This is a genomic window from Saezia sanguinis (genome assembly GCF_003991585.1).
GTDB classification, from domain to species: Bacteria; Pseudomonadota; Gammaproteobacteria; order Burkholderiales; family Burkholderiaceae_C; genus Saezia; species Saezia sanguinis.
The window spans coordinates 723,103-744,518 of record NZ_PQSP01000001.1 but is presented as its reverse complement, the minus strand read 5'-3'; the positions used below and the strand labels follow the sequence as shown (position 1 = coordinate 744,518).

At 53.3% G+C, this 21,416-nt stretch carries 19 protein-coding genes; 8 read left to right on the top strand and 11 right to left on the bottom strand.

What is annotated here, in order from left to right:
* Positions 1-123: 123 nt before the first annotated feature.
* Together CUZ56_RS03385 and CUZ56_RS03380 are read left to right on the top strand one after the other, a co-directional pair.
* Positions 124-849, top strand: coding sequence for an NUDIX hydrolase (locus CUZ56_RS03385; protein ID WP_126978183.1), 726 nt, complete (start codon positions 124-126; stop codon positions 847-849).
* A gap of 228 nt (positions 850-1,077) precedes the next feature.
* On the top strand, positions 1,078-1,569 hold the full coding sequence (locus tag CUZ56_RS03380) for a tetratricopeptide repeat protein (protein ID WP_126978181.1): 492 nt from the start codon (positions 1,078-1,080) through the stop codon (positions 1,567-1,569).
* A 40-nt stretch (positions 1,570-1,609) separates the two neighbouring features.
* Here CUZ56_RS03380 and CUZ56_RS03375 read toward each other — a convergent pair whose 3' ends face one another.
* Complete coding sequence (locus tag CUZ56_RS03375) at positions 1,610-2,419, bottom strand: nucleotidyltransferase domain-containing protein (protein ID WP_126978179.1); 810 nt, start codon at positions 2,417-2,419, stop codon at positions 1,610-1,612.
* 117 nt (positions 2,420-2,536) lie between these two features.
* Here CUZ56_RS03375 and CUZ56_RS03370 point away from each other — a divergent pair, with 117 nt between their 5' ends.
* Entirely contained in the window at positions 2,537-3,046 is a 510-nt protein-coding gene (locus CUZ56_RS03370) for a DUF4274 domain-containing protein (RefSeq protein WP_126978177.1), read from the top strand.
* Positions 3,047-3,186: 140 nt separating this feature from the next.
* Here CUZ56_RS03370 and CUZ56_RS03365 read toward each other — a convergent pair whose 3' ends face one another.
* Both CUZ56_RS03365 and hflD read right to left on the bottom strand, forming a co-directional pair.
* Positions 3,187-3,726, bottom strand: a complete 540-nt coding sequence (locus CUZ56_RS03365; protein ID WP_126978175.1) for a hypothetical protein — start codon at positions 3,724-3,726, stop codon at positions 3,187-3,189.
* A 108-nt stretch (positions 3,727-3,834) separates the two neighbouring features.
* Positions 3,835-4,458 carry a high frequency lysogenization protein HflD gene (gene hflD, locus CUZ56_RS03360; protein ID WP_126978173.1) on the bottom strand — a complete coding sequence of 208 codons (624 nt, stop codon included), beginning with the start codon at positions 4,456-4,458 and terminating at the stop codon, positions 3,835-3,837.
* Between the two features lie 311 nt (positions 4,459-4,769).
* Between hflD and CUZ56_RS03355 the strand changes: the two genes are divergently transcribed.
* From CUZ56_RS03355 to CUZ56_RS03345, 3 genes are all read left to right on the top strand, one after another.
* A complete protein-coding gene (locus CUZ56_RS03355; protein ID WP_126978171.1) occupies positions 4,770-5,867 on the top strand; it encodes an NAD(P)/FAD-dependent oxidoreductase in 1,098 nt (365 codons plus the stop codon).
* 319 nt (positions 5,868-6,186) lie between these two features.
* A complete protein-coding gene (locus tag CUZ56_RS03350) occupies positions 6,187-6,999 on the top strand; it encodes a siderophore-interacting protein (protein WP_126978169.1) in 813 nt (270 codons plus the stop codon).
* 21 nt (positions 7,000-7,020) lie between these two features.
* Positions 7,021-7,503 carry a Fur family transcriptional regulator gene (locus CUZ56_RS03345; RefSeq protein ID WP_126978167.1) on the top strand — a complete coding sequence of 161 codons (483 nt, stop codon included), beginning with the start codon at positions 7,021-7,023 and terminating at the stop codon, positions 7,501-7,503.
* A gap of 30 nt (positions 7,504-7,533) precedes the next feature.
* Here the strand turns inward: CUZ56_RS03345 and CUZ56_RS03340 are convergent, their stop codons facing one another.
* From CUZ56_RS03340 to trxA, 5 genes are all read right to left on the bottom strand, one after another.
* A complete protein-coding gene (locus tag CUZ56_RS03340) occupies positions 7,534-8,946 on the bottom strand; it encodes an MATE family efflux transporter (protein ID WP_162615241.1) in 1,413 nt (470 codons plus the stop codon).
* Positions 8,897-10,630 (bottom strand): hypothetical protein, encoded by a 1,734-nt coding sequence (locus CUZ56_RS03335; protein WP_126978164.1) that lies wholly within the window; start codon positions 10,628-10,630, stop codon positions 8,897-8,899. Before CUZ56_RS03335 ends, CUZ56_RS03340 begins: the two co-directional genes overlap by 50 nt.
* A 174-nt stretch (positions 10,631-10,804) precedes the next feature.
* Positions 10,805-11,071 carry a type B 50S ribosomal protein L31 gene (locus CUZ56_RS03330; protein WP_126978162.1) on the bottom strand — a complete coding sequence of 89 codons (267 nt, stop codon included), beginning with the start codon at positions 11,069-11,071 and terminating at the stop codon, positions 10,805-10,807.
* A 132-nt stretch (positions 11,072-11,203) separates the two neighbouring features.
* Positions 11,204-12,466: a transcription termination factor Rho gene (gene rho, locus CUZ56_RS03325; protein ID WP_126978160.1), complete on the bottom strand. Its 1,263-nt coding sequence runs from the start codon at positions 12,464-12,466 to the stop codon at positions 11,204-11,206.
* 226 nt (positions 12,467-12,692) lie between these two features.
* On the bottom strand, positions 12,693-13,025 hold the full coding sequence (gene trxA / locus CUZ56_RS03320) for a thioredoxin TrxA (RefSeq protein WP_126978158.1): 333 nt from the start codon (positions 13,023-13,025) through the stop codon (positions 12,693-12,695).
* 310 nt (positions 13,026-13,335) lie between these two features.
* On the opposite strand from trxA, the gene CUZ56_RS03315 reads away from it, so the two are divergent.
* On the top strand, positions 13,336-16,014 hold the full coding sequence (locus tag CUZ56_RS03315; protein ID WP_162615240.1) for a PD-(D/E)XK nuclease family protein: 2,679 nt from the start codon (positions 13,336-13,338) through the stop codon (positions 16,012-16,014).
* Positions 16,007-19,372 carry a UvrD-helicase domain-containing protein gene (locus CUZ56_RS03310; protein WP_162615239.1) on the top strand — a complete coding sequence of 1,122 codons (3,366 nt, stop codon included), beginning with the start codon at positions 16,007-16,009 and terminating at the stop codon, positions 19,370-19,372. The genes CUZ56_RS03315 and CUZ56_RS03310 overlap by 8 nt, the downstream gene beginning before the upstream one ends.
* Before the next feature lie 62 nt (positions 19,373-19,434).
* Here the strand turns inward: CUZ56_RS03310 and CUZ56_RS03305 are convergent, their stop codons facing one another.
* The 3 genes from CUZ56_RS03305 to CUZ56_RS03295 all read right to left on the bottom strand — a co-directional run bounded on the left by CUZ56_RS03305 (position 19,435) and on the right by CUZ56_RS03295 (position 21,360).
* Complete coding sequence (locus tag CUZ56_RS03305) at positions 19,435-20,028, bottom strand: nitroreductase family protein (protein WP_126978152.1); 594 nt, start codon at positions 20,026-20,028, stop codon at positions 19,435-19,437.
* A 117-nt stretch (positions 20,029-20,145) separates the two neighbouring features.
* The gene (gene gloA / locus CUZ56_RS03300; protein ID WP_126978564.1) at positions 20,146-20,541 is read right to left on the bottom strand and encodes a lactoylglutathione lyase; all 396 of its coding nucleotides are present in this window, start codon (positions 20,539-20,541) and stop codon (positions 20,146-20,148) included.
* A gap of 594 nt (positions 20,542-21,135) precedes the next feature.
* Positions 21,136-21,360 carry a hypothetical protein gene (locus tag CUZ56_RS03295; RefSeq protein WP_126978150.1) on the bottom strand — a complete coding sequence of 75 codons (225 nt, stop codon included), beginning with the start codon at positions 21,358-21,360 and terminating at the stop codon, positions 21,136-21,138.
* Between the last annotated feature and the right edge of the window lie 56 nt (positions 21,361-21,416).

Genomic DNA, 21,416 nt, shown 5'->3' with positions numbered 1-21,416 from the left:
TATATGGGTTGTATAATACAACTTAATGAAATAATGTCAAGTTTTTCAAAAAATATTGGAAAATGCACAACAATAAGGCCTGGCCATCAGAATGGTTGCGCTGGAACAAAAATTGAAACGGTCATGAAAAAGCAAACAGGTATCCATTTACCAACGCATCGCCCGCTGACCACTGTGGACGTGGTGATTTTTACCGTGAAGGAAGACCAGCTACAGGTGCTGCTGGTGCAGCGCGGCAGTGCTGACCAGGAACCCTTTCCGGGATGCTGGGCATTGCCGGGCGGGTTTGTGAATGTGGCGCAGGATGCCACATTGCTGGACTGTGCTTTACGCAAGCTGCATGAAAAAACAGGCGTGCAGGCACCGTATCTGGAGCAGGTAGGCAGTTGGGGCGGGGCCGGGCGCGATCCGCGCGGCTGGTCGGCCACGCATGTGTATTTCGCGCTGGTTCCTTGGCAGGAGGTTCAGGCCGCAGCACACACCAATGTCAGTGATGCGCAATGGTTTGCTGCCGAGAAGTGTATAACCATGAAGCTGGCCTTTGATCACCATGAACTGTTTCAGGCCACGCTGGAGCGACTGCGCAGCAAGGTGGAGTACACATCGTTGCCGGCTTTTCTGTTGCCTGAACCATTTACCCTGCCACAGCTTCAGCACATGTATGAGGTTGTCTTGGGACGGCCAGTGGATAAAAGCGGCTTTAGAACCCGCATGCTGGCAGCCGAGTTTTTGCAGGAGGTAGGCACGGTGCAAAGCGATGCCCCTCGTGCCCCCATGGGTTATCGGCTGCAGCACCGTGAGGCGCCGGTTTACTTTCCACGCACATTCAGCCCGCGTGGTGCAAAATAGAGTTCTCGCCTGATTGATCGCTGGGAATATGGCATGTTTTATGATGTGCCGGAACCTATTTCAAAATAGGCTTTTATCTTCTGCCAGTCATACAGGGCAAAGGGGGCCTTCCGGGGAAAATACGGTCTTTTCCAAGCCTCTGCTAGAATAAGTAAACTGAACACAGGGGTTGCATCTTAAGTCCATGATGTCTGGTGGACAACGGTTCAATTTTTGAGGCTACAAGGCATGGATAAACAAGACTTGATTGCTTTATTGAAACAGGCAGACTCGGGCGATGCCGAGGCGCAGAACAGATTGGGTGCATTGTTTGCGACAGGTGGAAAGGAATACCATCGGGCCGCCGTTTATTACTATGCACAGGCCTGTAAACAGGGACATACGGAAGCCAAATGGAATCTGGCAACGATGCTCTGGGCGGGAGAGGGCATTGCTGCCGATCGCACGCTGGCTTTGTTGCTGATTATCGATGCGGCTGAAAATGGCCATGACAGTGCATGCAAGTTTCTCGCCGAAGGTTATGCGCAGGGGCACCTGGATGGTTACACCGGGCTGGAAGTTGATCTGGCGCTGAGTGAAAAATGGGAAAGAAAATTTAAAAAGGTATGTGCCCGGGCAGATACGCTGACATCGTTCAGCGATCATATTGATGTTGAAACCATTTTAGGCAACCACTTTGCCAAGCCTGACAAGGATTCATGCATGCGGCTGTGCGCATAAGCATGTATTGCTTGTGCTGCTTGCGCGCGGCTCCCGTAAATCAGTCGGGCGTGAACTGCATGACGGCCTGGTAAAGCAGTTGATTCAGGGCGGCATCGTTCTCCGGTGAGGTAATCTGGCGGTAACCTTCAGGTATTTCTTGCCGGGCAAAGAATTCCTCAATGAATGCCTGTATGTTGGGGAACGGAGCACCGTACTGGCTTTCACCGCTGCTCATTTTGACTTTGAGCAGGGCGTTGATCTCTTTTTTGAGCTCAGGGTCTGTAATGGTGGCGTCGGCCAGGTCGGCAAAACGCATGGGCGGAATGCCTTGGCCGGCATCAATCCATAACACCGCGAGAATCGGGCGCAATACATAGAGGTATTTTTTCAGCCGGACCTGGTCTCCTTTCAGGTAGCCGCGGAAATTGTTTTTGGCCATTCCCAGATAGTGCCAGCGGCCTTTAAGCCCATGGTAAAACCCTGCGGCCAATTGGCGCAGGTGTGTTGTTATGCTGACATCTTCCCGGTAAATGATTGGCGAGCCCAGCCACTCGAATAAAGTGGGGTTTGATCTGCGGAAAAGTTGCAGTGTTTTGCGCAATTCCCATCCACTGATATCAAGCTCGTCATCTATGGGAAGTTCAATCACATCACGTTGTGTTTCCACACTCAGATACCAGGGCAGACGGTGCACGTAAATGAATCGCACGTCATAGTCGCTGTCGGGAGAGGCAAAACCCCAGCCCCGGCTGCCGGATTCGCAGGCGTAAACGATATGTACCTGATGCTGCTTTTCAATCCGGCTCAATTTGCTCTGGATGCGCTGGCGGGCATGGTCTTCGATAGGATGAGCGTAAAGAAAAGTCATACTCGTTTCTGATGGCCTGTTAAAGGAGTCAATTTTAGTGCGATGCGATTTTGCTGTTTTGCTGCTTTTAGATAACAATAGCAAAGTTCTTTTACTGTATGAAAGGGACAATGACAGGTGGTAAGAGAAAAAGATGCAGAAGAAAAAACATGGGCGCTGATCTTTCCTTATCTGGAGCAGGCAACGCCTGAACAGTGGCATCTGTACGCAGCCAAGTCTGATTTTGACTATAACGCGCTGGGTCTGCAATGGCTGATCGATAACCCTCAGCTGGATGAAGCCACAGCCCGGATGTTGTTCTGGAATATGGGGGCGGGGTTTTTAGCGCAATACGCTTCGCTGGAAGAAGTGCCACAGGGTGAGAAAGATGATTACCAGACAGTGAGAACACTGGAAGAGCGTATTTTGAATGGTTTTTATCAGCCACCGCGTATCTGGTACGACCCGCATGATAACGACATGGTCAATATGCATGACTATGCAGATATTCCTGCCAAGCGGGCTATACCTGCAGAGTTATCCCAAAAGGTCGGAGAAGTGGTGGTTCAACTGAAAGATCCATCGGGCTATGAAGACGGCCTGCCTGAGGCTTTATGCAGGCAGATCATGGTGTTGTTCAACGAATAGGCCGCAGCAATCAAGCCAGTGCCCAGTATTGCTCGTTATGTGAATACGAGGGCGTATGTTGTCTCAATGAGGTCGGTGCATTGTCTGTGCCGCGGGGGTATTTTGACATATTCTGGCCAGATACCTTCAGCGGTTGCAGGTTACAGTTTGCGCGATATTTTTTGTTCCAGTATTTCTAAGGCTTCAGCTGATACCTTGTCGTCAGAGAAATGTTCATACCGCAAAATATCTGCAATGTGCTGAAGCACGGCGGTGCTGCCTTCTTCTGCCAGTGTTTTCATATATTCAAACAAATCAGGCAGTTTGAATATGTTGACCAAAAGATTATCCAGCTCAAACGTGCAGTTTTCACATAATGTTTCAAAGTGTTTTTGGATAACAGGAATCAGTGTATCTTTTTGTGTTTCGGTGAACTCAATGAGATTCAGCGAATGGATAAAGTTAAAAAAACTATCCTGTTCCAGATACCTTTCCTTTGAAAGCATGCAGATGATAAATTCGAGATCATCATCTGAAACTGTGTTTTTGTCAGGGTATATGCGTGATAAGATGACAATTGCTCTCCTGACCTTGTGATCAGGCAGGTTTTCAAAATAAGATTTTAAATTCTGCCCGGAAGAGCGGCTTTGTAATAAGTTCTCAATTTCTGATTGGATGACAAGATCTTTACTTTTCATCATGCCGGGCTTCTTTTTACCGAGATATTCAGGATAAAGTGCATTTTTCGGCTCTGTGTGGACATGCTCTGGTTACCTACCGCATGCATGATAACGAATGCCGATAACCTGTTAAAAAGGGCGTTTGAGCCGTTGCAGTACCGTTTCGAGCATTCTTTTACGCTGAAAGAGAAAGTGCCAGCGTTTGCCGCCTACCTGTTGCCATTGCATGGCAGCCCGTATGCCTGCCAGCAGCAGCGCACGTAATTTTTCGGGTGTTCCCTGCCGTTGCAGAATGTGCGGATCGCCATGGATCATGATGCGTTTACCGCACTGGCTGACGGTGTCTTCATAAAGCTGGCCGCAGGCTGCAATCACGTTTTCGTTCAGAATGCCAAAGTGTTCGACTTTGGTACGGATCAGTTGCAGGCGTTCACTGATGGTTTGCATCAGGTCTTTTCGGGCAATGAGCTTGCGTTCCAGTGCCAGCAGTGTGATGGCATAGCGTACCGGTTCGGGCTGCAGATCGCGGTCGCCTTGCAGCAAAGCGGCCAGCAGTCGGTAGCCAGGCATCAGTTCATGATCCTGCCCGCTGTATATGGCCAGTGAGTTAGGGGGATCAATAACCAGCAGACTTTGGACCAAGCAGCCCAGAACGGCCTCATCGGCCTGGCCTGTGCGTGCGACCTGATCGGCCTGTAAAGCGGCTGTGAATACAGCGCCGAGGTTCACCAGTTGTTCTTGCTGAGGTGTCATATTGTTATGGGGCAATGGATTTTTGTTTTCATTGGTCTCTCGTTCAGATTATAAACGGGATTTGTATGCCATTTTATGCATCAACATGCGGCACATGATAAAGCACACTGCAAGCTGTGCAATCTGAACTGTTCAAGAAGGAAATGGCAAACCGTATCAGGGGGTGGTTGTTATGGAACATTGATGTCTTTCCAAAATGATGAGACGTGGGCGGAAATGGTGCTTGCAGGTAATTCCATTTTTGTGAAAAAGCCGTTTTCTTCTGCTAAGATTATCGGTTCCAATTCTTCCCTTTTTCTAATCATAAAATCATGGATTACATTGATACAGTTGTGGTCGGCGCAGGTGTTGTCGGACTGGCCTGTGCGCGTGCGTTGGCGCTTTCCGGACGTGAGGTGATGGTGCTGGAGGCTGAGCCTGCCATTGGCATGGGTGTGAGTTCACGTAACAGCGAAGTGATCCATGCGGGTATTTATTACCGTCCCGGGTCTTTGAAAGCGACTTTATGTGTGCAGGGTCGTGAGCGTTTGTACGCTTATTGCCAGGAACGCGATGTGCCTCATGAAAACTGCGGCAAGCTGATTGTGGCAACCACGCAAGAGCAGTTGCAGAAGTTGAAAACCATACAGGCCACAGCCAGCCAGAACGGTGTGCAACTGGAGCTTCTGGATCAAGCCCGTGCGTGTGAAATGGAACCCAACCTGTTCTGTACCGGTGCGTTATGGAGCCCGACAACGGGCATTGTCGATACGCATGGCCTGATGCTGAGCCTGCAGGGTGATCTGGAGAATGCCGGGGGCATGGTGGTGTTCAACACGCAGGTAGAGCGGGCAGAAGTGGTTTCTGACGGTGTGATCGTTCATGCCAAAGGGGCTGATCCGCTGAAAACAGGGCTGCTGGTGAACTGTGCGGCGCTGGGTGCGCAGACGCTGGCCGAGCATACGGCGGGCTTCCCCAAGGAACAGATTCCAGCATTGTATTACGCGCGGGGCTGCTACTATTCAATTTCGGGCAAATCGCCTTTCAGCCGTTTGATTTATCCTACCCCTGAGGTGGGCGGGCTGGGCGTGCATCTGACCATTGACCTGGGGCATCAGGCCAAGTTTGGTCCTGACATCGAATGGATTGATGGGATTGATTACACAGTAGACCCGAAACGGGCCGACCGTTTTTATGCGGCTATCCGTTCTTACTGGCCTGCTTTGCCCGATGGTGCCTTGCAGCCTGCGTATGCAGGCATCCGCCCTAAAATCCAGGCCGCAGGGGAGCCTGAAAAGGATTTTGTCATTACCGGCCCAGGTCAGCATGGTGTGCGCGGCATCATACAGTTGTTCGGCATTGAATCGCCCGGGCTGACGGCATCCCTGGCTATTGGGGACTATGTGACAGGGCTGGCGAATTCCCACTGAATTTGCCGATTTCTTATCTGAACAGGCCGGTGCAGGTGCCATATGGTCATTTTGGAAAGTGGCTGGCTTGTCCTGTGGATTTGATCACGGGTATCTGTTTTATCTGTTTTTGCAATCTGCGAGCTCAGCATGGTTGCAAGGTGTGAGCCTGGGCACCATTTTTCAATCTAAACGCTTGACTTTATATCGTAAGATAGTTTAAAGTATCTTTAAATATATCTTAAGATATATTTATGTCTGATTGAAACCATGCCGGTTAAAAACGACCATGACATTGGGATCAACATTTTTATGAACCACAACAACAAGGAATGTACACATGTCTGAAGTGCGTGATTTTGCCATTGAACGGGTCCGTTTCCCTTTAAAAATGCGTCTGCTGCGAGTCAAAGAGGTGTCTCGCGAATTACCGAATTTTGTCAGAATCACCTTGCAAAGCGATGACCTGCATGACTTTCAATCGGCTTCTTTTGATGATCACGTCAAACTCTTTTTTCCAGAGCCAGGGTGTGATCGACCAGTGTTGCCTGAAGTGGGAGAGAATGGTCTGATCTTTCCTGAAGGGCAGGCACGCCCGACGGTGCGGGACTATACGCCACGTCGGTATGACCCGCTCAAACGTGAACTGGTGCTGGACTTTGCCATTCATAATGGCGGTGCTGCCATTACATGGGCGCAACAGGCACAACCCGGGCATTATCTGGGTATGGGCGGGCCTCGTGGTTCCATGGTGATTCCCAGCCATTTTGACTGGCACTTTCTGATCGGGGATGAAACCGCGTATCCGGCCATCGCCCGCAGGCTGGAAGAGCTGCCGGCACAGGCGCGGGTATATACATTCATTGAGGTGGATGACCCTTCAGCACAACTGCCGTTAAACACCAAGGCGCAACTGTCTGCGATGTGGCTGTACCGGCGTGACCAGCAGGATGAGGTGAAGGCTTTTGTGGACGCCTTGTCTGATACGGCATTACCTGAGGGCGAAGGATTCATCTGGGCTGCAGCAGAGAGTGCTGTGATAAAGGCAGTACACCAGCATTTTGTGACGGTTCGTGGTGTGGATAAATCGCGGATACGCGCTTCCAACTACTGGAAGCATGGCGTTAAAAATGCGCCCAGAGAAGTGGAGTAAAAGCTTTTATCGGAAGGCTGTATGAGTAAAAAGGATCTGACAGCACAGATGGATGAGCTGGAATCGGCGCAGGCCAGGCTGGCACAGGCCGGACTGCGTCCGACGCTGGTTCGGCTGGTGGTGTTGCGCATACTGGAACAGGTCGCACCGGAATGTCTGGATGCAAAACAGATTTTCTGTTGTGTGATTCAGCGTGCACAGACGGTCGGAAGCATGACTTTCTCTCTGGCGACGGTGTACCGTACGCTCAGTCATCTGGAACAGCATGGTGTTGTGTTGCGGGTACGCTCTGAAGGAGGTGCCATGCTGTATCGGCTTAAACCACAGAAAACATCAGAGAAAGTCGACATGCTGATCAGTCCGTGTGGTTCACGTGTTGAATTTTTAAACGATGCCAAGCTGCATGATGCGATCTGTCAGGCTGCGCAGGCGCAGGGGTTTCATGACATTTCATCGCTGACCATTATGCTGGAAAGCAGCCAACTTCCCGATACTTCAGCGTAAGCGCCGCAGTGAAGACAAGGCGCTTATAGCCTAAACAGGTATGGCTTCTGAGGCCAGACGCTTTTCTTCTGCAATCAGTTTTTTCGAAATATGGTTGAACAGCATGACCAGTGCGATAGCAATGGCAGCCAGACTGACGGCGTTGCCAAACCAGAAGCCGGCTGGGCCTTGCAGAAACTCAGGTGAGTGCCCGGTGAGGTTGAATGCAATTGTATAGCCCCCACCCAGCCCGACACCCCACAGCGCCACGGCATACAAAATGGTGGGCAAAATCGCAATCTTGTAAGCCCGCAGGATGAATGCGGCAGTGATCTGGGTGGCGTCTGCCAACTGGTACAAGGCAATAAAGATAATCAGTGAAGAGGCTACGACAATCACATCGGGATCAGTCGTGTAGATGCCGATAATGGGTTGCTGGCAGAAGTAGACCAGCAGGCCTGCTGCAATAGCGCAGATGATTGCCATGGTAATGCCTTTATAACCGGCAGATCTGGCGGCAATGTAATTACAGGCCCCCAGGTACTGCGCAACAATGGCGCTGCTGGCAATGCTGATGGACAACGGAATCATGTAGACGGCACCGGCAATGCTGCCCACGATCTGGTGCCCGCTGGCATAGGCATCGGAATGAAAGCGTGCAATAAAAATGGCCATGAACGTGGTGCCGGTCACTTCAATAAAGTAGCTCAACCCCATTGGAATGCCTAGCTTTAATAAGGCGACCTGGTCTTTGGCAGCCGGTGGCTCCAGCCGCTGGATAATGTGAAATGGTCGGTATACCGGGTGCTTGATCAGCATGACGACAGCGATGATAAAAAACAGCGTGTTCAGCATCGTTGTACTCACGCCGCAGCCGGCAATGCCCATCTCCCATTGCACGGCCAGCAGCCAGGTCAGCGGAATTTTGATAGCGAGCCCGATGATCTGCAGCACAGTAACAAACAGCGGGCGCGATATGGCCTGGCTCAAAGAGGCATAAATCCGGAACAGCACTGCAGGCACAAACCCCAGCGCCAGCATGTGCAGGTAATCGCGTACCAGCGCTTCTTTTTCGGGCGGGGCGTCAGCCAGTTGCAGCAGGGGGCCGGGAAACATCAGGCACAGAATACCGATAATGCTGACCCCGATGGCCAGGTAAAACGTCTGCCGGCATTGGTAGCCAATTTCTGTATAGCGCTTGGCACCATAGAGCTGGCCGGCAATGGGCAAAATGGCCTGAACGATGCCCATCAGGCCGATAAACACGCTCATGTAGATGGCAATGCCCAGTGAAAGGGCTGATAAGGCAGTTTTGTCAATGTGGCCGGCAATGGCGTTGTCGACTATGCCATAGCCGACAGCCGCCCACTGGCCAGCTAATACAGAAAATGCATGACGCCCGATCTTAAAAAAATCATTCATGCGCAATACCAATGGCGTTATCAGCAGGCTGAGCAGCGTCATGATATGCATCCGGGTGCAGGCGGTAAATCAGAACCCGGTCTTGCAGGGTACGGTCACTTGGGCGGATGACAATGCCATTGTCGTCCAGCTCCCAACGCTGTTTATCAACAAAGGGAATAAACGCATTGGATGGTGCATTGACAATCAGATAAGGGCAGTTGGCCGTTTCTGCACGCAACGGTATGCCAGGCTGCCATGACCAGGTGGCAATCTGCATGACAGAAAGATTCTGTGTGGACAGGCATTCAGGTACAGTGCCGCTGGCAGTAACCACCTGCTCAATTCGGGCAGTCCAGGGCCTGAAGCTGCGTGCGTAGTCCATCACGTTCAGCCCCAGGGTCATCAGCATCAGCCAGCACAGTGTCACGCCGCCAGCCGAGAGCACCATGCCTTTCCAGATGGCGTGCGGATGCCTGCCGGTGCGCCAGCGTACCAGCCATAGCCAGGCAATGGTTGCCAGCAGCGCAATGATGAAAGGCAGCAGCGCGAATTCGGGTGTATAGCCGGGTACCAGACGCAATACTTTGGCCGATGGTGTTGCTGGATAGCCGGTTGACATGGCAAACCAGTAAAACCAGCCTACCAGCATCAGCAGCGTGAAAAGGATTAGCGCAAACCAGTCAATCAGCGCCGATACGCTGCGCTTGAATGTGGGCATGGCAAATGCTGCCAGTACAGCCATGGCGGGCAGTGCATAAAGCAGGTAGTTTTTGTCGCCATCGCTGAACAGGCAGCCCAGAACTGCAACCACCACCACGACCAGCGGGCCGGAGATGTGTCTACGGCGCCACAGATAACGCCAGTGCCATAACGTCCACCCCAGAAAAGGCCATACCGGCCAGGTGAACCACACCGCATTTTCCATGAACGACAACAGCAGGCGCAGCGGTGAATTGATGTATATGCTGATGCCGCCCCAGGTATTGGTCAGCCAGGACAATACAACAGATAACACAACACCGAGGATAAAAAAGGCCGCCGCCGGACGGGCTTTTTCATATTCGGAATTAGCGCACATGACCGCTGCGGCAATACCCAGCACCACGGCCATGACAGGGCCACCACTGAGTGCAAGTACCGGTAATGAACAGGCCGCGCATATCCAGGTAGATACTGTTTTATACGGTGCTGCGGCAAGTGCAAAAAAGAAGAAAGTGATACACCCCATCTGTACCAGTTCCGGGGTGGTTTCATGCCCTGGCTGCAATAAGCCGATGGTGGCCATCAGCGCCAGCAAGGCGCCGTCTGCAATGGCGCGTGCGTAGTCTTTCGGATTGGCTTCACCACCAAAAGCAAAGGCAATCGGTTGTGCTGGCTCGGTGCGTGCCAGGTAATAGCAGGCGTACCAGGTCAGCAGGAAAATTGCGGCCAGCAGCAAAGCAAACGGAATGCGTGCAGCGGTGGGCGCATCCAGAAACGGTAGCAGTTTGATAAAGGCAGCTCCCAGCCAGTAGGGAATCAGCCCGCCATCAGGCGAATTGCCCAAAAGCTCCGGGGCAAGCCATGAGGTATGGCCTTCGGCCAGCGCATACATGTATCCGAAAGCGGTGGAGTCGCTGGGACGCCAGGGGTCCCGGCCAAACAAACCGGGCAATATGTAGGCGGCACACATCAGCAGCAGAGCCAGGCGCGGCAGGCGCTTGACCTCGCGTTGGGTGACTATGGCCGGGGTGGGTTGGTTCACATCAATAATCTGTTGTGAGGGTATGCAGTGATTGTAACGATATCGTTGTGAATTTCGTTACTCAGGGGCAATGAAGATCAATGAAAAAAGGGCAGTGCGGTGTGAACCGTCGCAGCCCTTTTTTGAAATGGATCAGTTGCCAGGCCGCAATTCAAAATGCGGCGCAGCCGTCCATTATTTGCGCAACAGAGAACCTGCCTTGGCAAATTTGTTGCGGAATTTCTCAACGCGACCACCCATGGAGTCCACACTCTTCTGCGTTCCGGTGTAGAACGGGTGCGATTCGCTGGATGTTTCCAGTTTAAACAGGGGGAGTTCACGACCATCGTCAAGTTTGACGGTTTCTTTGGTCGGAGCGCAAGAACGGGTTACAAACTGGAAGCCGTTAGACTGGTCCAGAAATACAACTTCACGATAATCGGGGTGGATACCTTCACGCATGGTATTTTTCCTAGCTATGTTTAACAACGGGAGCCGCTGCCTGCTTCATTGAATAAGCGCAGTACTTTCCAGAATAATTTTCTATTATCGCACAAAATGTGCTTGGATGACAAGAGGCTGTAATTTGCCGCTTTAGCTGCCTTTACGCATCATTTCAAAAAACTCGTTGTTGTTTTTGGTCTGGCGCATTTTGGTCTGGATAAACTCCATCGCTTCAATTTCGTCCATCTGGTAGAGCAGTTTGCGCAGAATCCAGGTTTTTTGCAGCACGTCGTTGGGCACCAGCAGCTCTTCGCGCCGTGTGCCTGACTTGTTGAGGGCAATGGCCGGGAACACACGTTTTTCATACAAGCGGCGATCCAACTGGATTTCGCTGTTGCCGGTGCCTTTGAATTCTTCAAAAATCACTTCATCCATCCGGCTGCCGGTGTCGATCAGCGCGGTGGCAATGATTGTCAGGGAGCCGCCTTCTTCAATATTGCGTGCGGCGCCAAAAAAGCGTTTCGGGCGTTGCAGTGCGTTGGCATCGACACCGCCGGTGAGTACCTTGCCGGATGATGGCACAACATTGTTATAAGCACGTGCCAGGCGGGTGATGGAATCCAGCAGAATCACCACGTCTTTTTTCAGTTCAACCAGGCGTTTGGCGCGCTCGATGACCATTTCTGCCACATGGACATGGCGGGTAGCCGGTTCGTCAAAGGTGGAGCTGACCACTTCGCCCTGAACCGAGCGTTGCATTTCTGTCACTTCTTCCGGTCGTTCATCCACCAGTAGCACAATCAGGTAAACATCCGGGTTGTTGGCGGTAATGGCGTGGGCAATGTTTTGCATCAGCACGGTTTTACCGCTTTTCGGCGGTGCCACAATCAGGGCACGCTGGCCTTTACCGATGGGGGAGATCAGGTCGATGATGCGTCCGGTGATGTTTTCTTCACTGCGGGTATCACGCTCCAGCACCAGCTGTTTATTCGGAAACAGCGGGGTGAGGTTTTCGAACATGATCTTGTGCTTATTTTGCTCAGGCGTGAGGCCGTTGACACGGTCCACTTTGACCAGCGCGAAATAGCGTTCGCCATCTTTCGGGGTGCGGACTTCACCTTCAATGGCATCGCCGGTGTGCAGGTTGAAGCGGCGGATCTGGCTGGGGCTGATATAAATATCGTCGGTTGCAGCCATGTAACTGGCTTCCGGCGCACGCAGAAAGCCGAAACCGTCCGGTAGGACTTCAAGCACACCGTCGCCAAAGACCTGTTCACCGCCTTTGGCGCGTTTTTTCATAATGGCAAACATGAGTTCCTGTTTGCGCAACCGGGCAGCGTTATCAATCTCAAGGCCTTCGGCCATCTCGAGCAACGCTGAAACATGGAGTTTTTTTAGTTCAGAAAGATGCATGAAGTCCGCCCCTTGGCGGTTAAAGGATATGTTGAAAATTTATAGCAAGGAATATGCTAACCTGTACCACTTGTCGGCACACTGATCAAAGTGCGTGTGAAAATGGTGGGTATTTGTACAACAGCCTGCTGGTCCAAAGACAAACAGGCTGTTTTCACTGTTCAGGCAGCTAGTATACGACGAAAAAAGCTGTCTGCAAGAAAAAAGTGTAACAAATCCTGAGGAATCAGGAAATATGGGGTTCGATGAAGCTGAGTAATTGTGACTTGCTTGCTGCGCCCACTTTGGTTGCCAGCAGGTCGCCATTTTTAAACAGCATCAGTGTTGGAATGCCACGAATCCCGAACTTGGCGGCGGTATTGCGGTTTTCGTCGGTATTGACCTTGGCGACAACCAGCTTACCTTGGCACTCCTCGGCAATTTCATCGAGAATAGGGGCCATCATGCGGCATGGGCCGCACCATTCGGCCCAGAAGTCAATTAGAACGGGTGTGGGGGACTGGAGGACATCGTTTTCAAAACTACTGTCGGTAACATGCTTGATGAGTTCTGTGCTCATAATGAAACCTTGTTCAAGTTGATTATCATAATCATAATAAGGAAAAACCCTGAAATGTGTGAAATATTACCAGCACATTCCCATGGATGTGAATTCTGACATAAAGGCGAAAAGTTGTTTTTCAATGGCCGTGACTACCCACTCAGTAAATGATGATACCCTCCCTGGCTTGACAAGCGCCTGGGATTGGCCTTTAGAGAGCGGAGCCACTTCTTCGCTATGGAGAAGGGTTGCCGCCGAGATTAACGAATGGGGTAAAAGAGGCGGCCTAATACCCACACAAATTACAGTAGTATTACCGTTTGTCCAGGTGATATCTCCGCTGCGCAAAGCGTGGCAGCAGGAACTTGGGGATGGATTGATTCCCCGCATAGAGACGACCCAGACCTGGGCGGCAAGGCTGGGCGGTGTGCATCAGCCAGGCGCAGGACCTTGTGGAGACCCGGTGCTGGACCATTTGCAAGCACAAAGCTGGCTGCGCCGGCTGGAGCAGGGGCAGGCGCTTGATCTGGCCAATGCCCTGGTGGAGCCGCTGGTAACCATGGCCAACGACCTGATGCAGGCCGCTGGCACGTTGGCACCGCAGGAGCGTGCGGCTTACTGGAAACAGGCCGGGCAACTGGCTGAGCAGCCGCAACCTGGCGTGGCGGGCGTGGAAGCGGCGCTGGGGCCGCTGGCTGTGGCATGGGCCAGTGCAACCGAGGTATGGGCTACCGACATCCTGTTTGCATTGGCAGATAACGTATCGGCATTGTCGCAGCAGCGCACTGCGCTGGTGGTGGTGCAGGCCGGCGGACCGGACGCGCTGACGCAGAACCTGTTTGCCCGCTGGCCTCAACAACAGCGGTTGTGGCTGAATCTCGATCTGTTTTCATCGCAGCAGGCACACGTGCAGTCCACGCCGGATATGTTTAAACGCATGGAAGTGCAGACCGATCCTCTGGCGGTCATTGCCAAAGAGCATCCCCCGGTGTGGCAGATTGCCAGTGATGCTGAAGATGAAGCTGAACGCGCAGCGGCCGAAGTGATCAACCTGCTCAATGCCGGTGTCATGCCTGTAGCTTTATGCTCGCAAGACCGGCCAATCGCCCGCCGTGTGCGGGCCCTGTTGTCGCGGCAGGGCGTTGCACTGGCCGATGAAACCGGCTGGACACTTTCCACCACGCGTTCTGCCGCACTGGTGATGAGCCTGGTTCGCAGTGGCTTGTGGGATGCCCCGGCCGATACACTGCTGGATGCGTTCAAAGCGTTGCCGCCAAACCATGAATTCACCGGCGGGCTGGATGTGCTGGAGGCCTGCATCCGCAAACAGGAAGTCCCCAAGTGGCCTTACGAGGCGCGGCCAGGCTGGCCACTGGCTGCACAACAGGTACTGCGGCGCATCAATGATCTGGTGACAACCCTGCGGGGCACAGGGCAGAGCAGCTTATGGGCACATTTACAGGTATTTGACCAGGTGCTGGAGCAATGCGGCGCCAAAGCATTTTTACTGCGCGATGCGGCAGGGATTGAAGCGTTGCAGATATTGCACTGCCACGAGTTGTCTGCACAGCCAGAAGCTGATGCAGAATATGTTCTGTCTGATTTTGCCCGGCAGGCACAAGCCGTATCAATGAATTATGCCGACTTTGTCCGCTGGGTGGCGCATGCGCTGGAAACCGTGACGTTCATTCCGCCTGCTCCCGAGCAGCCGCAGGTGGTGATCACGCCATTGGCCCGTGTCATGCTGCGTCCTTTTGCCGCCATTGTGATTCCGGGCTGTGATGAAGCACGTCTGACGGCAGCCCCCAGCCTGCCAGGATTCTGGCGTGAATCTGACCGCATCGCCCTGGGGCTGGCCAGCCGCCAGCGCTGGTGGCAACGTTTGCAGGCACAGTGGGTACAGGCGTTGAGGCTGCCCCGTGTCAGTCTGATCTGGCGTTCCATAGAGGGCTCTCAGCCGCTGGGGCCTGCCACGCTGGTACAAAGGCTTTTGAATGCTGAAGCAGAAGGCGGGATGCAGCTTTCCGACCAACAGCCGGATCAGCGGACAATGCGTTTGCTGGAAGCGCAGTCTACACCGGTTCCTGCCCCACGGCCTGCCAAACGTTTGCAGGTGGACATGTTGAGCGCATCAGCCTATCAGGCCCTGCGCAACTGCCCTTACCGTTTTTATGCTTTGTACATGATGCAACTGCGCGAACCTGACGAACTGGACAGTGAACTGGATCAGCGTGATTATGGTAACTGGCTGCATGCCGTGCTTAAACAGTTTCACGAACAGAGGGCACATCAGAATTTCCCTTGCACAATGGCAAGCGATACCGAGTTGCTCAATGCATGTGCGCAGCAGCTTTCTGAAAACTATGATCAGGCGGCGCTGATTCTCTGGCGTGCGCGCTGGCCGGACATTTCCGTAGCGTATCTGAGCTGGTTGCATGGGTACGAAAGTGAAGGGGGACAGTTTGAGCAGGCAGAGCTGGCGATGCGCAGCCAACTGACTGACCAAATCACTTTGCAGGGGCGTATCGACCGTCTGGACAAAAAGCGGGACGCGCCTGTGGTGATTGATTACAAGACAGAACGGCGCTCCAAAACCAGGCAGCGTGTCAATGAACCGTTTGAAGATGTGCAACTGCCTTTTTATGCCCTGCTGATGGAAGGGCAGATGGTCAAAGGCGGGGACGCTGTGGGCGAAGTTTCCCAGGCAGATGCCGCGTCGGCATTTTACCTGTCGCTGGATGAGCGGGAAGGTAATGTCGAAGCATTTTCAGTCAAGGATCTGGCGCAGGACAAACAGGCGCTGCGCCAGGGCATTGTGAATGACTTGCAGCGGCTGGAAGATGGTTTTCCCGCAGATCCGATCGGGCAAGCGCAAGCCTGTGCCTACTGTTCGGCCATTGGTTTGTGTCGGAAAAAATACTGGGAGGCTGATGCCCAGCCTGCTTTCAGCGCCGCTGATACGGCGGCGACCAAAGGCGCAGTACAGACAGGGAAGCTGCATGACTGATTCTGTGCCAAACCCATCCGTACCGTCTCATACATATGCTCCTGCGTATACGGCCAATGGTGCGCCAGTCAGCGCAGAACATTTTTACGCCATTGCCTGTGATCCGACCCGCAGTGTTTCGGTAGAGGCCTGTGCCGGTGCCGGAAAAACCTGGATGCTGGTATCCCGCATCCTGCGGGCTTTGCTGGCAGGGGTCAAGCCTGAAGCGATACTGGCCATTACCTACACCAAAAAAGCCGCCGGTGAAATGCGTGCACGCCTGCAGGAATGGTTGCATGCATTCGCCCATGAGGCAGATGATGACGCGCTGGTACAAGAATTGGTGAACCGGGGCATTGCGGCGGATCAGGCCAAACCGCTGGTGCCCGAACTGCGCGGGCTTTACGCCAGGCTCATTGCCAACCCGCGCAGTGTGGAGATACGCACTTTCCACGGCTGGTTTGCACAGTTGCTGGGCGCTGCACCTATGGGGGTACTGAATGAACTGGGCTTGCCGGCCAGCTATGAGCTGGTTGAAGACGACAGCGAGCTGTTTGCACCGGCCTGGTATGCGCTGCTGCAAAAGTGTCTGCACAACAGCGAACTGCGAGAAGACCTGGAAAACCTGCTTCAGGAGCAGGGCAGCTTTAACACGCAGGAAGCTTTGCGGAAGGCCTGGGAACGCCGTATTGAATTTACTTTAGCTGATGCACACGGGAGGGTGGCCGATTCAGTTGCTGATGCGCCCGACCCAGGCAGCCAGGCGATGCATGCGGCCTTTGTTCAGCGCTGGCTGGGTTATGCCAAAGTGCTGGGGCAGGAGAAGAATAAAACGCCGCAGGATGCAGCCAGAGCCATAGAACAGGCATTGACCGCAGACAGTGCCAAGCAGCGGCTGAACATGCTGCGCGAAGCGCTGTTTGTCAAAACCGAATTTCGCCTGAATAACCGCTTGCAAAAATTTGAAGCAGCCCAACTCGCCGAACAGGAGTTGCAGCCCTTACTGGAGGCACTTATCCAGCATGACGCTTATGTGTACCAGCAACGCATGATGCGCTTAACGCGTGCGTTGCTCGCGTGTTATGCGCAGGTCAAACGCGAGCAGGGCAAAGTGGACATGGTCGATCTGGAACGTGTGGCACTGCGCCTGCTGGGCGATACCGAAACCTATGGCTGGGTGGCCCAGCGGCTGGACGCCAGCATCAGCCAGGTGCTGATCGACGAGTTTCAGGATACCAACCCTTTGCAGTGGCAGGCCCTGCGCAGCTGGTTTTCCGCCTATGGTGGTATTGGTGGTGGTGGGCGGCTGAGTGTGTTCATTGTGGGAGACCCCAAGCAGTCCATTTACCGCTTTCGCCGGGCCGATCCGGCGGTGTTTATGGCGGCGTGTGATTTTCTGCAACAGATGTGGGGGGCTGACCGGCTGGCGTGCGATCATACGCGCCGCAATGCGTGTGGAGTGATTGAGCGTGTGAATGAGCTGTTTACGCTGGCACAGACGGCGGGGGAATATGCGGACTTCCGGGCGCATACCACCGCTTCTTCCCAGCCGGGGCTGGTGGGTATTTTGCCGCCGGTGGAGCAAACTACCGGGCAGAAGCAATCGGCGCAACAGCGTATGCAATGGCGCGATTCGCTGACCGAGCCGCGTTATGTGGAAGAGGAAAAGCTGCGTAAGCAGGAGGTACGCCAGGTGGCCGACCTGATCAGCCTGTGGATAGTGCAGGACGGCTGGCGGGCATCTGATATCAAAGTGCTGTCACGTAAAAAAGACCGTTTGCGCGAGCTGCTGGTGGAACTGAATCATCGGCGTATTCCCTGGCGTTTTGCTGATGATGTGCTGTTGGGGCAAACGCAGGAAATTCAGGACGTGACGGCCCTGCTGGATGTGCTGGCCTCGCATATGCATGATCTGTCACTGGCGCAGGCGCTGCGTAGTCCGATTTTTGATGTGAATGACGATGATCTGATGCTGCTGGCACAGCGGGTCAGGCAGGCACGCATGCCGGTGCCTGATGATGCCGGATATGCCGCAGCGGAAAAAACGTCCGTCAGTTGGTGGGATGTGCTGCTGCAGGCAGCAGGCGAGGAGGATGAATTTCCTGCTGCTTTACAACGGGCAGCCGGGCTGCTTCAACAATGGGACAAATTGGCGCGCGAACTGCCGCCGCATGATTTGTTAGATGTCATTTACAACCAGGCGGACCTGCTGGCGCGTTATGCACAGGCGGTTCCGGTGGCGATGCGTGACGAGGTGCTGACCAATCTGCGCTCTTTGCTGCAACAGGCTTTGACGCTGGATGGCGGGCGCTATGCAACGCCTTATAACTTGGTGCGGGCATTGCGCAAGCGCCCGATCAAAAGTGAATATCCGGGTGGTGGTGATGCGGTGGAACTGCTTACCATTCACGGCGCTAAGGGGTTGGAAGCGCGGGGCGTGATTGTGCTGGATACCGATCCGGCCAAATCCAGAGCGGACGGATTTTCGGTGCTGATGGACTGGCCCGCGCAGGAAAGCCACCCGCGCCGGCTTGTATTTTTCACCAGTGCCAAAAAACTGCCGGCTGATGTGACGCTGCTAGCGCAAAGCGAAGCTGCCGCCAATGCGCGTGAAGAACTCAATGCCCTGTATGTGGCGATGACGCGGGCGCAGGAGCGCCTGGTGTTTTCTGCGGTCAAAACCGGCAGGGATGAGCAAAGCTGGTGGTGCAGGCTGAACCAGTTGCAGCATATTCCTGAGCTGACGCTGGCTGCTGACATTTCGTCTTCTCAAATAGCAGTGCAAGGTGTTTTTGAACAACTGGAGCAGCCGGCGTATAGCCCGCAGCTGATGGAGCAACCGGCGCAGGCTGCCGAATGGATGGAACTGGTGCGCGCAGAAACAGGGCTGCCCGGTATTTCTCGCGCGGCCCAACTGGGGGCAGGCAATTCCGCTGAACAGACCTCAACTGCACAGCGTTTTGGCCGGGTGGTGCATCGGCTGCTGGAGTGGGGCAGCACGGAAGATATGCATGTGCAGGCAGCAGCCCGTGAACATGGGCTGGACTTTGGGCAAGCCGCTAAAGCGGCACGCAGTGCGCAGGCGATTCTGACCCATGCGCAAAGCAGGCGTTTTTTTGATGCGGATGCGATTGAGCTGGCCGAGAACGAGGTTGAGCTGAGTTACCAGGGAGAAATTGTGCGCATTGACCGGCTGGTGATGCTGGATGGGCAGTGGTGGATTGTCGACTACAAATCGTCCTGGAATCCAGAAGTGCATCATGGTGACGCTTACCGTGAACAACTGGCGTTATACCGGCAGGCGCTGGCCCAGGTTTATCCTGAAACGCCCATCCGTACCGTGCTGATTGCCGGTAATGGCGAAGTGACGGAATATTGAAAATGAGTTCTGGCACAGCCGATTGCTGTTGAATGCTCACCGGCTGAACCAGCCAATACGGGTTAAAGCTGGAACAGGCCTTTGCTCACCAGTTCATTGAGCGCGATGCGTGAGCTGGGTTTCTCACGCTCCTGCAACTCTTTGGGTAAAGCAGATATGTCCGGATTACGGCGGCCGACAGCCATCAGCAGCAGCGGTGCAAACAGATCCGGAATGCCCAGCAGGTTATGCGCAGACTCTTTGTCAAAGCCGGCAATCGGATGCGTATCCCAGCCCGACATCGTTGCTTGCAATGAAAAGCACATAGCTGCTGCGCCCACATCCAGCGCATGATATGGCAGAGGCACCTCATGGTCCATCAGTGGAGGAATCCATTGTGTTTGTGCAACAAACAAAACCAGTGCGGATGCGTTTTGTGCCCAGATCTGGTTTTGCGGGAAAATCGGCGCAAACAAGGGCTCCCATTCGGGGCTGCCTTTCAGGGCATAGATAAACCGCCAGGGCTGGCTGTTGTGCGCCGAAGGTGCCCAATGGGCCGCTTCAAAAAAACTCATCAATGTTTTTTCATCAATGGCCTCACCGGTAAATGACCGGGGCGACCAGCGCTGTGTGAATACCTCATGGATATGATGTGTGGTCGAACGTGGTTCAGACATGTTGCCAATACCCTTTGTGCGTCGTGATAGGTGTGCTTATTCTACTGGTTGTGCCAATCCATGCCCCTGACAATGATTCCGGCAGTTCAGAACAGCGGTATAAGCTTTATGGTCGTGTTACTGCATGGTACCGTTTTGTATCAATTCAATTTTATAGCCGTCAGGGTCAACAATAAAGGCAATCATGGTGGTTCCGCCTTTCACCGGGCCGGGTTCACGGGATATCTGGCCACCACCGGCACGGATTTTTTCACACGCCGCATAACAGTCGTTAACGCCAATGGCAATGTGGCCGTAGGCTGTTCCTATGTCGTAATGGTCGGTTCCATAGTTATAGGTCAGCTCCAACTCAGCCTGTTCCGGATTGCCGCCAGCGTATCCCAGATACGCCAGGCTGTATTGCTGGTCAGGGCGGTCGACGGTGCGCAGCAGTGTCATGCCCAGCAGTTGGGTATAAAAATCAATGGATCGCTGCATATTGCCCACGCGCAGCATGGTGTGTAGAAATTGCATCATGGTTTCCTTTTGTATTGAATTTTTTGAAAAACAGCTTTACAGCAATATATAAGGGTATATCAATATCAGATCACGGGTCAGGCCATGCCTGATACGCCGGGGTTTGTATGAGGTTTTGTACGCGTGCCGATTCGGCCTTGTGTTGAATGTGCTGTTGCTCTTTCGGTACAGTGTTTGGGGGCCGAACTAGATAGCCGGGTTGGGGAGGGTGGTTTGTTGTGAATTTTTAATTTTCATTTAAATTCAATGAATTAGAAATTTTTTCAGAGGTGTTTTACAAATTGTTTGGGGCCAGTGGAGTGCTCAGGGGTTCTTTGCCGCGGTACGGCCTGCCTTGCTGCATATAAGGCCATGGCAGTAAAATATGTAACTGACATTGGGGCGCTCGTTTGAAGTAGGTCAGCCGGTTGATTAAGTTGTACAACGGGTTGATGTGCGGGGCGTTCCAATGGATCTATTGAAAATCATTGATTCATCACCATATCAGAAAGTCATGAAACTGAATTTTGCCAACACACTGATGGTTTCTGCGCAAAACACAGCATCTGCTGTGCGTTTTGTGCTGCCTGCCGGTGTGCACGCAATTTTGATTCAGTAGCCTGACGTATCAGTGGTACGGAAGGCAGTGTTGAAGGCCTTCTGAAGCTCAGCAAATTTTTGTGGAACCCGGTTGGCCTTGAGTCTGCCGGGTTTTTTGTTTTTATTCATCACATTTTCAGGAGCCAGTGAGTCATGTTCCGCTATGACAAACAGATCGAATCCATTCGGGCCGGCCGGGGTCAGGATAGCTTGCGCCTGTGCTTCGGCTCTGTTCATGTTGGCAAAAGCGCTTTAGGAGGGCTTTTGAGCCAGTCAGCAGGTTAGTGGTTGAC

Excerpts from the sequence above, each read along its gene's own strand:
- CUZ56_RS03355 (WP_126978171.1), top strand. The coding sequence starts at position 4,770 with ATGGATTACATTGATACAGTTGTGGTCGGCGCAGGTGTTGTCGGACTG.
- CUZ56_RS03350 (WP_126978169.1), top strand. The coding sequence starts at position 6,187 with ATGTCTGAAGTGCGTGATTTTGCCATTGAACGGGTCCGTTTCCCTTTA.
- CUZ56_RS03385 (WP_126978183.1), top strand. The coding sequence starts at position 124 with ATGAAAAAGCAAACAGGTATCCATTTACCAACGCATCGCCCGCTGACC.
- gloA (WP_126978564.1), bottom strand. The coding sequence starts at position 20,541 with ATGCAATTTCTACACACCATGCTGCGCGTGGGCAATATGCAGCGATCC.
- CUZ56_RS03365 (WP_126978175.1), bottom strand. The coding sequence starts at position 3,726 with ATGATGAAAAGTAAAGATCTTGTCATCCAATCAGAAATTGAGAACTTA.
- CUZ56_RS03375 (WP_126978179.1), bottom strand. The coding sequence starts at position 2,419 with ATGACTTTTCTTTACGCTCATCCTATCGAAGACCATGCCCGCCAGCGC.
- CUZ56_RS03295 (WP_126978150.1), bottom strand. The coding sequence starts at position 21,360 with ATGAACAGAGCCGAAGCACAGGCGCAAGCTATCCTGACCCCGGCCGGC.
- CUZ56_RS03340 (WP_162615241.1), bottom strand. The coding sequence starts at position 8,946 with ATGACGCTGCTCAGCCTGCTGATAACGCCATTGGTATTGCGCATGAAT.
- CUZ56_RS03330 (WP_126978162.1), bottom strand. The coding sequence starts at position 11,071 with ATGCGTGAAGGTATCCACCCCGATTATCGTGAAGTTGTATTTCTGGAC.
- hflD (WP_126978173.1), bottom strand. The coding sequence starts at position 4,458 with ATGACACCTCAGCAAGAACAACTGGTGAACCTCGGCGCTGTATTCACA.
- trxA (WP_126978158.1), bottom strand. The coding sequence starts at position 13,025 with ATGAGCACAGAACTCATCAAGCATGTTACCGACAGTAGTTTTGAAAAC.
- rho (WP_126978160.1), bottom strand. The coding sequence starts at position 12,466 with ATGCATCTTTCTGAACTAAAAAAACTCCATGTTTCAGCGTTGCTCGAG.
- CUZ56_RS03310 (WP_162615239.1), top strand. The coding sequence starts at position 16,007 with ATGACTGATTCTGTGCCAAACCCATCCGTACCGTCTCATACATATGCT.
- CUZ56_RS03380 (WP_126978181.1), top strand. The coding sequence starts at position 1,078 with ATGGATAAACAAGACTTGATTGCTTTATTGAAACAGGCAGACTCGGGC.
- CUZ56_RS03305 (WP_126978152.1), bottom strand. The coding sequence starts at position 20,028 with ATGTCTGAACCACGTTCGACCACACATCATATCCATGAGGTATTCACA.
- CUZ56_RS03345 (WP_126978167.1), top strand. The coding sequence starts at position 7,021 with ATGAGTAAAAAGGATCTGACAGCACAGATGGATGAGCTGGAATCGGCG.